The organism is Actinoplanes sp. NPDC049599 (assembly GCF_044465625.1).
In the GTDB taxonomy this organism is placed as follows: domain Bacteria; phylum Actinomycetota; class Actinomycetes; order Mycobacteriales; family Micromonosporaceae; genus Actinoplanes.
The window spans coordinates 79,586-91,241 of sequence record NZ_JBITLX010000012.1 but is presented as its reverse complement, the minus strand read 5'-3'; the positions used below and the strand labels follow the sequence as shown (position 1 = coordinate 91,241).

Sequence of the window (11,656 nt, the reverse complement as noted above, 5' to 3'; positions counted from 1 at the left end):
GGCCCGGAGATGTTTGCGTGAACATGGCCGCCGGGGCCCCGTCCACCTGCACTACCGGGAATGTCGACGCACGGAAATGTTTACGTAAACATCGGGGTGATAGTTTCACCACGTTTCCGGCTCGTCAAGAAGGAGTTGCCAACGATGACCGCTGGCCGTACCCGCCGCCCGGGACGGGGAGTGTCGATGGCGGACGTCGCCCGGCTCGCCGGGGTGTCGTCGCAGACGGTTTCCCGGGTCTCGACCGGGCATCCCAGCGTGGTCGAGTCGACCCGGCAGCAGGTGCTGGCCGCCATGCAGCAGCTCGGCTACCGGCCCAACAGCGCCGCGCGGGCGCTCAAGCGGGGCGAGTTCCGCACCCTCGGCGTCATCCTGTTCACCCTGGCGACCACCGGCAACAGCCGCACGGTCGAGGCGATCGCGGGCTACGCCGCGACCGAGGGGTACGCGATCACGCTCATCCCGGTGGCGGCGCCGACCCAGGACGGGGTGCTCGGCGCGTTCAGCCGCCTCGGCGAGCTGGCCGTCGACGGGATCATCGTGATCATGGAGGTGCACCTGCTGGACGCGGCGAACCTGAACCTGCCGCCCGGCGTGCAGGTGGTGGTCGTGGACTCCGACGCCGGCGACCGCTACCCGGTGGTGGACACCGACCAGGCCGACGGCGCCCGCCAGGCCGTCCGGCACCTGCTCGAGCTGGGCCACGAGACGGTCTGGCACGTCACCGGGCCGGCCGAGTCGTTCGCGAGCGAGCGGCGCACCCAGGCATGGCGGCGGACCCTGCTGGAGGCGGGCCGGGCGGTGCCGCCGGTGCAGCGCGGCGACTGGTCGGCCGAGTCCGGCTACCGCGCCGGTCTGGCCCTGGCCGCGGAGCCGGCGTGCACGGCCGTGTTCGCCGCCAACGACCAGATGGCGCTGGGCCTGCTGCGCGCGTTCCACGAGCGGGGCCGCCCGGTGCCGCGGGAGGTGAGCATCGTCGGCTTCGACGACATCCCGGACTCCGGCTCCTTCATCCCGCCGCTGACCACCGTGCACCAGGACTTCGCCGAGGTCGGCCGGCGCTGCGTGCAGGGCCTGCTGCGGCAGATCCGCAACGAGCCGGAAGGCCCCGGCACGGTGCTCGTGCCGACCCGGCTGGTGGTGCGCGCCAGCACGGCTCCCCCGCGCGGCCGGTAGCGGGCCCGGCCCCGAAGACTGGCGGCATGGAGTTCTTCTGTTACCACCGCGACCGGCCGGGTGCCGCCGCCCTGCGCGACGTGCTGCTGGAGGACCACTGGTCCTATATGGACCGGTACGCGGCGGAGCTGATCGCCCGCGGCCCGACCTTCGCCGGCGACGGGGACCACGAGCCGCCCACCGGCAGTGTGCACATCGTCGACCTGCCCGATCCGGCCGCCGCCCGGGCGTTCGCCTTCGACGAGCCCAACTTCCAGGCCGGCGTCTACCGCGACGTGCTGCTGCGCCGGTGGCGCAACACGCTCGGGCGCACGATGTGGGACTTCCCCGGCGGGCGCACGGGCGGCAACCGCTACCTGGTGCTGGGGCTGGGCGCAGGGGAGCCGGCCGACCTCGCGCTGCCGGCCGGGCGGGACGGGCTCATCGCGTACGGGCCGCTGCTCTGCGATGACGGCGACGCCTGGCTGGGCACGGCGGCGCTGGTGCGGGCGGCCGGGCCGGGCGAGGCGGGCGCGCTGCTGACCGCGGACCGCTACGCCGCGGTCGAGGTGCACAGCTGGGCGGCCGGCGGGCGGCCGTCCTGAAGGGGCCCGGCTGCCCCACGGGGGCAAGGCAGCCGGGCCGGTCCTCAGAGCGACAGCCGCTGACCCGGGAGGATCAGGTGCGGGTTGCCGCCGAGCGCGGCGCGGTTGAGCTGGAACAGCGCGCGCCAGCCGCCCTTGACGTGGTGGGCGGCCGCGATCCTGGCGAGGGTGTCGCCGGACTTGACCGTGTACTTCTTGCCGGTGGCCCTGGCGGAGGTCGCCTTGGTGGCCTTCTTGTGCGCGGTGGACCGCGAGGTGGCGCCGCCGGCGTTCTTCGCCTTGTACGCCTTGCTCGAGCCGGCCTTCTTGCCGCAGGTCGGCCACGCGCCGATGCCCTGGCCCTTGAGCACCTTCTCGGCGATCCGGATCTGCTCGGCGCGGCTGGCCCTGTTGGCCGTGCTCGCGTACTTGCCGCCGCCGTACGCCTTCCAGGTGCCGCGGCTGAACTGCAGGCCGCCGTAGTAGCCGTTGCCGGTGTTGATGCTCCAGTTGCCACCGGACTCGCACTGCGCGATCGCGTCCCAGTTCACGCCGGCCCGGGCCTGGGCGGCGGTGCCCGGGGCGAGCAGGGCGAGGGTGCCCGCCGCACCCGCCACGGCCAGGCCGAGGGCGCGCAGGGACTGCTTGTGGATCTGTGCCATATGGGTGTGCCTCCACGCCTGCGAGGTCAGCTGTCGGGTTCGGGCTGAGGTGGCCCGGCCGCTCGGTCTCCGCGGCTTCACCCCGAGGCGCGCTCTCGCGCGCCGAGGAACCTGTGGGTCCCCCGCTCCATGCCTGAGGTTGATGTCCCAGCCCGGTCGGCGGCAGGACTCGGCGTTTACCGACCGCGGGGCCCGCGTCAGCGGACCGGCCGACGATAACCACGCACCCCGCCGGGCGGCCAAGCCGACAAGCGTGAACGTGAGGTTGTTCTCAGCTTCCGACCGATTCGATCTTGTCGAAAGATGGCGGTGAATCCGGATAAAACCTACCGGACCGCCGCCCGTTATTTTTAGTTATGCGGCTTTTGGTCCCCGCGCCCGCGACCGCCCGGCCGATCGTGCTAACGCCCCCGCCCGACCTGCGGCGCAGCGGTTCAGAGCGGGATCCACTCCGTCGCGGTGGTGACCGCGCGCAGCACCTCCGGCAGCGGCTCGACGCCGAGCCCCGGCCCGGTCGGCACCGCCAGATGACCGTCCTCGAGCACGAACGGCTCGGTCAGGTCGGTGCGGTAGTAGCGTTCCGACGCCGACGTGTCGCCGGGCAGCGTGAAGCCGGGCAGCGCGGCCAGCGCCACGTTCGCGGCCCGGCCCAGGCCGGTCTCCAGCATGCCGCCGCACCACACCGGCACGCCGTGCGCGGCGCACACGTCGTGGATCCGGCGGGCCTCCAGGTAGCCGCCGACCCGGCCCGGCTTGACGTTGACGATCGCCGCGGCGCCCAGCGTGATCGCGGCGGCCGCGCTGCGGGCCGAGGTGATCGACTCGTCCAGGCACACCGGGGTGGTGATCAGCCGGGCCAGCTCGGCGTGCCCCAGCAGGTCCTCCTCGTCCAGCGGCTGCTCGATCAGCAGCAGCCCGAACGGGTCCAGCCGGGCCAGGTGCCGGGCGTCCGCGAGCGTGTACGCCGTGTTCGCGTCCACCTGGAGCAGCACCCCGTCGCCGAAGCGCTCGCGGACCGCGCGCACCGGCGCGACGTCCCAGCCCGGCTCGATCTTCAGCTTGATCCGCAGGTAGCCCGCCGCCAGGTAGCCGCCCACCGCGTCCAGCAGCTCGCCGAGCGAGGACATGATGCCCACCGAGACGCCGCACGGCACCCGCTCGTGCACGGCGCCCAGCTCCCGGGCGAGCGGGCGGTCCTGGGCCCGCAGCTCCGCGTCGAGCACCGCGGTCTCCAGCGCGGCCTTGGCCATCCGGTGCCCCTTGAACGCCGCCAGCGCCGGCCCGACCGCGTACGCGTCGAGCCGCGGCACCGCGGCGAGCCGGGGGATCAGGTGCCGGCGCAGCACGTCGGCGGCGGCCTCGGTGTACTCGCTGGAGTACCGGGGGTCGGCCATCGCCACGCACTCGCCCCAGCCCTCGGCGGCCTCGGTGACCGCGCGCACCAGCAGCACGTCCCGGCTGGTCTCGGTGCCGAACGACGTGCGGAACGGCGCCACCAGCGGCATGGCGACCCGGCGCAGCTCGATACCCTGGAGTTTCATCGGCCGTACTCCTCCGTGCCGCGGGTGAGGACGTACCAGCCGTCCCGGTCGAAGCCGGCGAACCGCAGCCCGTCGGCGAGCAGCACGCTGAGCGTGTCGCGGACGGCGACCCGCCAGTCCTTGGCGGCGCCGGGCGCGCCCCGGCGCAGCGCCTCGATGTCCTCCGGGACCGCCACCGCCACGGTCTGCCCGCGGTGCGGACCGGGCACCGGGCCGCCGGCCGGCGACCGGCGCAGGGCCAACGCCGCGGTCGGCGGGCGGACGCAGCGCCGCGCCCGGCCGGCGCCGGCCGCGACCACCGCGGGCGCGGCGAGGTCCCAGCGCACCAGCAGCCGGTCGCTGTCGTCGTCGCCGTTGATCCGGTCGTGCATCGGGCCGTAGAAGTTCGGCAGGTACTCGGTCGGCAGCGCGCCCAGCTTGGTCAGGTTGAAGTAGGCGTTGCGGGCGACCAGCGGGTCGAAGGTCCAGCTGACCGTGGTGATGCCGCGCTGCAGCGCCCAGGCCCGCTGGTGCTGCTTGAGCGCGAAGCCGACGCTGCGCCCGGCCGCGCCCGCGGTCACCCCGGCGATGTGGCTGTGCAGCTCCCGTTCGCCCGGCGCGGCGAAGAACGCCACCGCGGCGCCGACCAGGGTGCCGCCGTCGAAGGCGCCGGCCACGTAGTTGCCGGACTTCGCCAGCGCCCGCAGCAGCTCGGTGGTGAGCAGCCGGCCGGTGGCGTCCTCCTGCCAGATGCCGGCCAGCATCCGGTCCAGGGTGGCCAGTTCGGCCAGGCTGCTCACCGGGCGCACCAGCACGCGCGCGGCCCGCGCCGCCGACCCGGCCGCCTCCAGCGCCGCGGCGATCACCCGGCTCACGGCCCGTCCTCCGCCAGCAGGTCGGCGATCAGGCCGGCGATCAGCGCGGCCCGGCCCGGCAGCGCGTCGACCAGCACGTGTTCGTCGTCGGCGTGCGCGCCGCCGCCGACCGCGCCGAGACCGTCCAGCGTGGGCGTACCGACGCCGGCGGTGAAGTTGCCGTCCGAGCCGCCGCCGACCGCCGCGCCGGCCGGGACCGGCAGGCCCAGCCCGGCGGCGACCCGCACGGCCCGCCGCAGCAGCGCGGCGGAGGCCGGCGCCGCCATCGGCGGCCGGTTGGGGCCGCCGGTCAGCTCCAGCCGCGCGCCGGGCAGCACCGGCCGCAGGGACCGCAGCGCCGCGTCGACCCGGGCCTGCTCGGCCGCGTCGCGGACCCGGACGTCCACCTCCACCTCGGCGCCGGCCGGCACCGTGTTCGCCGAGCTGCCGGCCGCCGCCATGGTCGGGGTCACCGTGGTGCCGCGGCCGGGGTCGGTCAGCGCGGTGAGGGCCAGGACCTGATGGGCCAGCTCGACGGTGGCGTTGACGCCGCGTTCCGGTTCCAGGCCCGCGTGCGCGGCGAGCCCGTGCACCCGGAGCCGGTAGCGCGAGACCCCCTTGCGCTCGGTCTTGAGCGCGCCGCCGGTCGCCGCCGCCTCCAGCACCAGCGCCGCCGCGCAACCGGCGGCGGTCTGCTCGACCAGCCCGCGCGAGGTCGGCGAACCGAGCTCCTCGTCGCTGGTGACCAGCAGCGTCACCCCGGCGGGCACGTCCAGCTCGGCGAGCGCGTGCAGGGCCAGCACCAGGCCGGCCTTCATGTCCACGCAGCCGGGACCGCGCAGCACGCCGTCACGCACCGCGTACGGGTGGGTGGCCAGCGAGCCGAGCGGCCAGACGGTGTCGTGGTGGCCGAGCAGCAGCACCCGGGCCGGGCCGGCGCCCAGCCGCCAGCGCAGGTGGACGCGGTCGCCGGCGCGGACCCGCTCGGGCGCCGCACCGAGGTGGCGCTTGCCGAGGTCGGCGACCAGATCGGTGCTGCGGGCCAGCGCGTCCTTGTCGCCCGCGGGCGACTCGCAGGTGACCAGCTCCTCGATGTCGGCGAGCAGGCCGGGCAGCCGCCGCGCCATCCGGGTCACCAGATCCATGCCGGCCCACCTCCGCCCGTGCCGTTGCTGCCAGCCTAGGCCCCGGCGGGGTTCCCCGGGGGACGGCGGCGGGCCGGGCAGGCGGTAGGGTTCCTGCCCATGTGCCCGGTCGTCGACGCAGGACGGACAGTCCGGTGACCAGCGCCCTGCGGCCCGGTGACCCACGGCGACTCGGCGGATACCGGATGCTGTCGCGGCTCGGCGCGGGCGGCATGGGCACGGTCTTCCTGGCCACCTCGGAACGCGACGACCGGCTGGTGGCCGTGAAGGTGATCCGGCCCGAGTTCGCCGACGAGGACGAGTTCCGGGCGCGCTTCCGCAGCGAGGTCAACCGGGCCCGGCAGGTGCCGCCGTTCTGCACCGCCGAGGTGCTCGACGCCGACCCCGGGCACGCCAGCCCGTACCTGGTGGTCGAGTACGTGGACGGGCCGAGCCTGGCCGAGGTGGTGCAGGAGCAGGGCCCGCTCACCGCCGGCAACCTGCACAGCGTGGCGATCGGGGTGGCCACCGCGCTGGCCGCGATCCACGGTGCCGGGGTCATCCACCGCGACCTCAAGCCCCGCAACGTGCTCTTCTCGCTGGGCACCCCCAAGGTCATCGACTTCGGCATCGCGCGGGCGTTCGAGGCGACCAGCCAGCACACCCGCACCGATCAGATGGTCGGGACGGTGGCGTACATGGCGCCGGAGCGGTTCGACGCGGACAACCGGGGCGTGACGGCCGCCGCCGACGTGTTCGCCTGGGGCGCCGTGGTCGCGTACGCGGGCACCGGCCGGACCCCGTTCGCCGCCGACTCCCCCGCCGCGACCGCGGCCCGCATCCTCACCCAGCCGCCGGAGATCTCCGGCCTGCCCGCCCCGCTGCGCGACCTGGTCGCGCTGACCCTGGCCAAGGAGCCGGCCGACCGGCCCACCGCGCACGAGCTGCTGGACCTGCTGCTCAGCGCCGGCCCGCAGGAGCCGCTGACGCCGGCCGACGCGGCGCTGCGGCACGCCGCCGAGGCCGCCCAGCACTCCGGCCGGCACTCCACCGGCGGCCGGCGGCGCCGCGGCCGGACGCTGACCGACCACGCCGGTCCGCCGCGCCGCCGCCGGCTCGTCCCGGCCGTGGCCGCCGGCCTGGCCGTGCTCACCCTCGGCGGAACGGCCGCGTTCTACGGCTTGTCCGACGTGGACACCGGCGGCGACCCGGCCGCCGGCCCGATCGCGGTCGCCGCGCCGGCGCCGCGGGCGGTGCGCGGACCGGGCATCGTGGACCGGCTGGACCGGCCGGCCCAGTGGACCGCACGCACCTCGGGCACCGAGGGGACCTGCGTCTTCGACGGCGAGCTCGTCATCACCACCGGCGACGCCGCCGAGGCCGGCTGCCCGGGGCCGACGGACAGCTTCGCCGGCGACCAGTCCATCGAGGTGGCCGTGACGGTCCGCAACCCGGGCAGCTGCGCGCTGGTCTGGTTCCGCGCCGTCGATCGCAGCGGCTACCGGCTGGCGGCCTGCCCCGACGTCGTACGGCTCGACCTGGCCGACGGCGGCAACGACACCACGCTGACCAAGGTGGCGTCGCGGGCGTTCCGGCTCGGGCACCGCGAGCGGCTGCGGATCGACCTGCGCGGCACGCTCGCCACCGTGACCATCGGGGACACGCCGACCTTCCAGACCCCGATCACCGATCCGGGGCTGGTCGCCGGGCAGGTGCGGCTGGGCGTGCGCAGCGAGACGGCCGAGGGCGCGGCGCAGGCCTCGTTCGCCGACGCGGAATTCCGGTCGCTGTGAACCGCCTGCCCGCCGCGCTCGCCGCCGCCGTCCTGCTGCTCGGCGCCGCCGGGTGCAGCCCGGAACCGGCCCGGGTCCCGCCTGCGGCCTCCGCACCGGCCCCGGCCGCGCCCACCCCCACGTTCGCCGAGGTGCACCGGGGCGACACGGAGTCCGTGGTCAAGCTGCACCGCTTCGACCCGCGGGCTCGCGCGGTGGTCGTCGAGCCCACGGTGTTCCTCCAGGGTCCCGACTTCTGCGCGGCGTTCCACCTGCCCGGCACCGATCCGCGCTGCGACCGGGCCTGGGCCACCGAGGACAGCCGGGTCAAGGTGACGCTGCCGGTCAGCGCCGACGCGGAGCTGCTGAGCATCCGCGACGGCTCCCCGGAGTGCCTCGACGACCGGACCGGGGCCGGCACCTGCCGGTGGCCCGCGAGCGCGCTGGCCGGCCGGGTGTCCGCCGACGAGGGCGGCCTGCTGGTCCGGCTGACCACCAAGGACGGTACGGCCACCCGGATCGCCGAGGTCTACGTGCCCTGACCAGCCGGTTCCGGCGAACTCGGGCAAAGTGCGGACATCGGGTGATCTCTTCGTCCCTACCTCGCGTATCTTGACGTATCCCCCACCGGAGGACGACAAGATGGCTGACGATTCCGAGCGCGACGACCCGGTGCTGGTCCGTCCGTACATCACCACCCAGCCGGGTGGCGGCGCCGCGGGGCCCGACGACCGGGCGGCGCAGACCTGGCCCGCCGGCGCCGACCTGCCGGAGGACGGCACCGCGGAGATGGCCGCCGTCGCGGCACCCGCCGCCGCCCCGGACCCGGTGGCCAAGACGACCGCGCTGCGCCGCCAGCAGCTGCTGGTGCTGGCCGGGATCGGGGTGCTCGCGCTGCTCGGCAGCGCCGTCCTGCTGCTGGCCGGGCCCGACGACCCGCCCGCCGCGGACCGGCCGGCACCGACCGCGACCGCGCTGACCGGCGGACCGGGCCAGGCGCCGGCCGCCAGCGGCGGCGCCCGCAGCCTGGCCCCGAGCAGCCCCGGCCGGGCGGCGACCGCCGCCCGGACGGCGACCCCCACGGGTACGGCGCCCGGCGCCCCCGGGCAGAACGGGACTCCGCCGCCGGCCTCCGGCGCGCCCGCGCCGACCCTGTCGCCGCCGCCCGACCCGGCGCGGACCGGCCCGATCACCGCGGCCGGGGGCCGCTGCCTGGCCCTGGGCAGCCTGCTCGGGCTCGACGGCAGCCCGGTGCAGACCGCCGGCTGTGCCGACGTCGCCTACTACCAGCGGTGGACGCTGGCGAGCGACGGCACGCTGCGGGTGGCGGACCGGTGCGCCGGGGTGGGCGCGGACGCGACCGTACGGATCAACCCCTGCGACGACACCCCCGCGGCCCAGTGGCGCGCCGGCCCGGACGGCTCGTTGGTCAACCCGGGGACCGGTCGCTGCCTCACCGACCCGGGCGCCGCCCTGAGCACCGTCACCGTCACCGCCTGCACGGGCGCCGCCGAGCAGCGCTGGACCTTGCCGTGACCGCGGACGCGGCTATCGTTCCGGGGTGCCTGCCGAGTCGAACGCCGCGGAACGGATGGCGTGGCTCGACGGCCTGCGGGCGGTGGCCGTGCTGCTGGTCGTCTACGCGCACCTGAGCCGCACGCTGTTCACCGGCGCCCGCGCGTTCAGCAGCGAACGGCTGCACGCCGGCACCGCCGGGGTCATGCTGTTCTTCCTGGTCAGCGGCTACATCATCCCGGCGTCGCTGGAGCGGCACGGCAGCCTGCGCACGTTCTGGGTGAGCCGGCTGTGCCGCCTGCTGCCGCTGTACGTGGTGGTGACCCTCGCCGTGGTCGCGCTGCACGCCGGCGGGCTGCTGCCGCTGGACCCGGCGCTCGCGGCCGACCCGCTGACCGCAGCCGTGGCGCACGTGACGATGCTGCCGCAGCTGCTCGGCGTCCCGCTGGTGACCCCGGTGCTCTGGACGCTGACCTTCGAGATGGCGTTCTACCTGCTGGTCGGCGCGCTGTTCGCGGTGCGGCTGCACGGCGCCGGCAGCCTGCTGGCGATGGTACTGGCCGGGCTGGCGGTCGGCACCGCCCCGCTGGCGCCGCTGCTGCTGGCCGGGACGCCGGCCGCCGCGCGGACCCTGACCCTGCTGGTGGCGGCGGCGCTGGTGGTCGGGCTGGGTGCGGTGGCCGGTGGCCGGCGCCGGGCCGTGGTGGCGGGGGCCGTGCTGCTCGGCGGGCTGGCGGCCACGCTGCTGGTCGCCGGCCAGGACCCGGCGCACGCCTGGGACGGGCTGCTCATCATCGCCGTCATGCTGGTCGGCACGGCGGTCCACCGCGCCGACCACGGCCGGATCCGCTGGTGGCAGGCGGGCGTGGTGGCCGCGGTGGTGGCGACCGCGCTGCTGGTGAACTGGTGCGCCGAGCTGGCGTCGCTGCACGCGCTGACCCCGCGGTACGTGGCCCGTTCGGTGCTCACGCTGGTCGTGTTCGCCGGCGCCTTCGCGCTGTTCCGGCTGACCCGCCGGTGGCGCACGCCGCGCCCGCTGGCCTGGGTCGGCCTGGTCAGCTACTCCGTCTACCTGGTGCACTACGTGCTGATCGAGCTGCTCCGGCCGGTGCTGACCGACCTCGGCGACCGGCTGCCCGCGCTCGCCGAGGTGCCGGTGGCGGCGGCGTACCTGGGCCTGGTCGCCGGGATCTCCTGGCTGACGTACCGGTTCGTGGAGCTGCCCGGGCAGCGCTTCGGCCGCCGGGCCGCGCGGTGGATGACCGCGCGCTGGGGCTCGGACGCCCGGCCGGCCGGTCCGGTGGCGGCTCAGCCGGCGAACCGGGACCCGCGGGCCATCGCCCGGTAGGCGGCGAGCGCCCGGGCATCGGTGTCCGGCCGGAAGTTGTGCGGGCTGTCGTCCTGCACGTCGGTGTCGAACCAGACCACGGCGCCCACGGCCGGGGTGTCCTCGACCCAGCCGGCAAGCTTGCGGATCCACGCCGCCTTGCTGCCCGCGCCGTGGTCGACCGCGGCGGTCTCGCTCAGGATGATCGGCTTGCGCTCGCCGTACGCGGCGCAGACCGCGCGGAACAACGTCCGCGGGGACTCGGCGAAGAAGTCGTAGCCGGAGACCCCCACCCAGTCGACGTGGTCGTCACCGGGGTAGTACCGCTGGAAGCTGTTCCAGGGCGAGTCCGGCGACGAGTTCCAGTTCGGGCTCCACACCCAGGCCACCTGGTCGGCGCCCTGCTTGCGGAAGATCCGGCGCAGCCGCCGCCAGGCCTCGACGTAGCCGGCCGGGTCGTCGCCGTTGTGGCTGCCGTCCCAGGCGAACCAGTCGCCGTTCATCTCCCAGCCCCAGCGCAGCAGGATCGGGCGGTTCATCCCGGCCAGCCGGCGGGCCACCCGGGCGATGGCCCGGTCCGCCGAGCCGTCCAGGATCGTCCGGTACGGCGCGCCGTGCCACGAGACCATCAGCGTGCTGCTCGCGGGCACGGCCGGCTCGGACGCGGGCACGTAGCCGTCCCACGGGTAGAAGACGTGCACGATGCGCTGGTCCCGGCCGAGCTGCCGGCGGCGCAACGCCAGCGCCTCCCGCAGCGACATCCCGCGCAGCGCCAGGTAGGAGCCGAACATCGCCCGGCCGGCCCGGAACGGCACCGGTCCCCCGCGGACCGGCGTCCGGGTGGCCGAGGGCTTCGGGGTCACGCCAGGTGCGGCGGACGGGGACGCGGTGGCGCTCGGCGTCGTGTGCGGGGCAGCGGGTGACGCCGGGGCGGTGGCCGGTGCCACGGTGGCCCGCGGCTCCGGCGGAGCGGCGGTGGAACACGCGGCGGGCAGCGCGAGCGCGGCCAGCGTCAGCAGCCGGCGCCGGGGCAGCCCGCGGCCGCCCGGGTTCTCGGCGGTCATGGCGGGCTCCCTCATCGGTACGCGGACAGGTCCGCCCCCACGATGCCCGCCGACCCGCCCTCCCCCCGTCGGCCGAACG

At 75.9% G+C, this 11,656-nt stretch carries 11 protein-coding genes and 1 riboswitch; of the genes, 6 read left to right on the top strand and 5 right to left on the bottom strand.

Annotated features, from left to right (window positions below; all coding sequences use genetic code 11):
* Window positions 1-186: 186 nt before the first annotated feature.
* Together ACIBQZ_RS21990 and ACIBQZ_RS21985 are read left to right on the top strand one after the other, a co-directional pair.
* Complete coding sequence (locus ACIBQZ_RS21990; RefSeq protein ID WP_396090600.1) at window positions 187-1,176, top strand: LacI family DNA-binding transcriptional regulator; 990 nt, start codon at window positions 187-189, stop codon at window positions 1,174-1,176.
* A gap of 26 nt (window positions 1,177-1,202) precedes the next feature.
* Window positions 1,203-1,760, top strand: a complete 558-nt coding sequence (locus ACIBQZ_RS21985; protein ID WP_396090599.1) for a YciI family protein — start codon at window positions 1,203-1,205, stop codon at window positions 1,758-1,760.
* Between the two features lie 44 nt (window positions 1,761-1,804).
* Here ACIBQZ_RS21985 and ACIBQZ_RS21980 read toward each other — a convergent pair whose 3' ends face one another.
* From ACIBQZ_RS21980 to ACIBQZ_RS21965, 4 genes are all read right to left on the bottom strand, one after another.
* Window positions 1,805-2,401 (bottom strand): transglycosylase family protein, encoded by a 597-nt coding sequence (locus ACIBQZ_RS21980; protein WP_396090598.1) that lies wholly within the window; start codon window positions 2,399-2,401, stop codon window positions 1,805-1,807.
* Between the two features lie 5 nt (window positions 2,402-2,406).
* Window positions 2,407-2,586, bottom strand: a riboswitch (cyclic di-AMP (ydaO/yuaA leader).
* Between the two features lie 249 nt (window positions 2,587-2,835).
* Window positions 2,836-3,942: an o-succinylbenzoate synthase gene (gene menC, locus ACIBQZ_RS21975; protein WP_396090597.1), complete on the bottom strand. Its 1,107-nt coding sequence runs from the start codon at window positions 3,940-3,942 to the stop codon at window positions 2,836-2,838.
* Window positions 3,939-4,796: a GNAT family N-acetyltransferase gene (locus ACIBQZ_RS21970; protein WP_396090596.1), complete on the bottom strand. Its 858-nt coding sequence runs from the start codon at window positions 4,794-4,796 to the stop codon at window positions 3,939-3,941. The genes menC and ACIBQZ_RS21970 overlap by 4 nt, the downstream gene beginning before the upstream one ends.
* Window positions 4,793-5,920, bottom strand: a complete 1,128-nt coding sequence (locus tag ACIBQZ_RS21965) for a M20 family metallopeptidase (RefSeq protein ID WP_396090595.1) — start codon at window positions 5,918-5,920, stop codon at window positions 4,793-4,795. Before ACIBQZ_RS21965 ends, ACIBQZ_RS21970 begins: the two co-directional genes overlap by 4 nt.
* Window positions 5,921-6,054: 134 nt before the next feature.
* On the opposite strand from ACIBQZ_RS21965, the gene ACIBQZ_RS21960 reads away from it, so the two are divergent.
* From ACIBQZ_RS21960 to ACIBQZ_RS21945, 4 genes are all read left to right on the top strand, one after another.
* Window positions 6,055-7,692 carry a serine/threonine-protein kinase gene (locus ACIBQZ_RS21960; protein WP_396090594.1) on the top strand — a complete coding sequence of 546 codons (1,638 nt, stop codon included), beginning with the start codon at window positions 6,055-6,057 and terminating at the stop codon, window positions 7,690-7,692.
* Entirely contained in the window at window positions 7,689-8,213 is a 525-nt protein-coding gene (locus tag ACIBQZ_RS21955) for a hypothetical protein (RefSeq protein WP_396090593.1), read from the top strand. Before ACIBQZ_RS21960 ends, ACIBQZ_RS21955 begins: the two co-directional genes overlap by 4 nt.
* Window positions 8,214-8,313: 100 nt before the next feature.
* Window positions 8,314-9,207 carry a ricin-type beta-trefoil lectin domain protein gene (locus ACIBQZ_RS21950; RefSeq protein ID WP_396090592.1) on the top strand — a complete coding sequence of 298 codons (894 nt, stop codon included), beginning with the start codon at window positions 8,314-8,316 and terminating at the stop codon, window positions 9,205-9,207.
* A 25-nt stretch (window positions 9,208-9,232) separates the two neighbouring features.
* Window positions 9,233-10,534, top strand: a complete 1,302-nt coding sequence (locus tag ACIBQZ_RS21945; RefSeq protein ID WP_396090591.1) for an acyltransferase family protein — start codon at window positions 9,233-9,235, stop codon at window positions 10,532-10,534.
* On the opposite strand, the gene ACIBQZ_RS21940 is transcribed toward ACIBQZ_RS21945, so the two are convergent.
* Window positions 10,495-11,577 carry a glycoside hydrolase family 26 protein gene (locus ACIBQZ_RS21940; RefSeq protein ID WP_396090590.1) on the bottom strand — a complete coding sequence of 361 codons (1,083 nt, stop codon included), beginning with the start codon at window positions 11,575-11,577 and terminating at the stop codon, window positions 10,495-10,497. The two genes, ACIBQZ_RS21945 and ACIBQZ_RS21940, sit on opposite strands and share 40 nt — an antisense overlap.
* Window positions 11,578-11,656 lie beyond the last annotated feature (79 nt).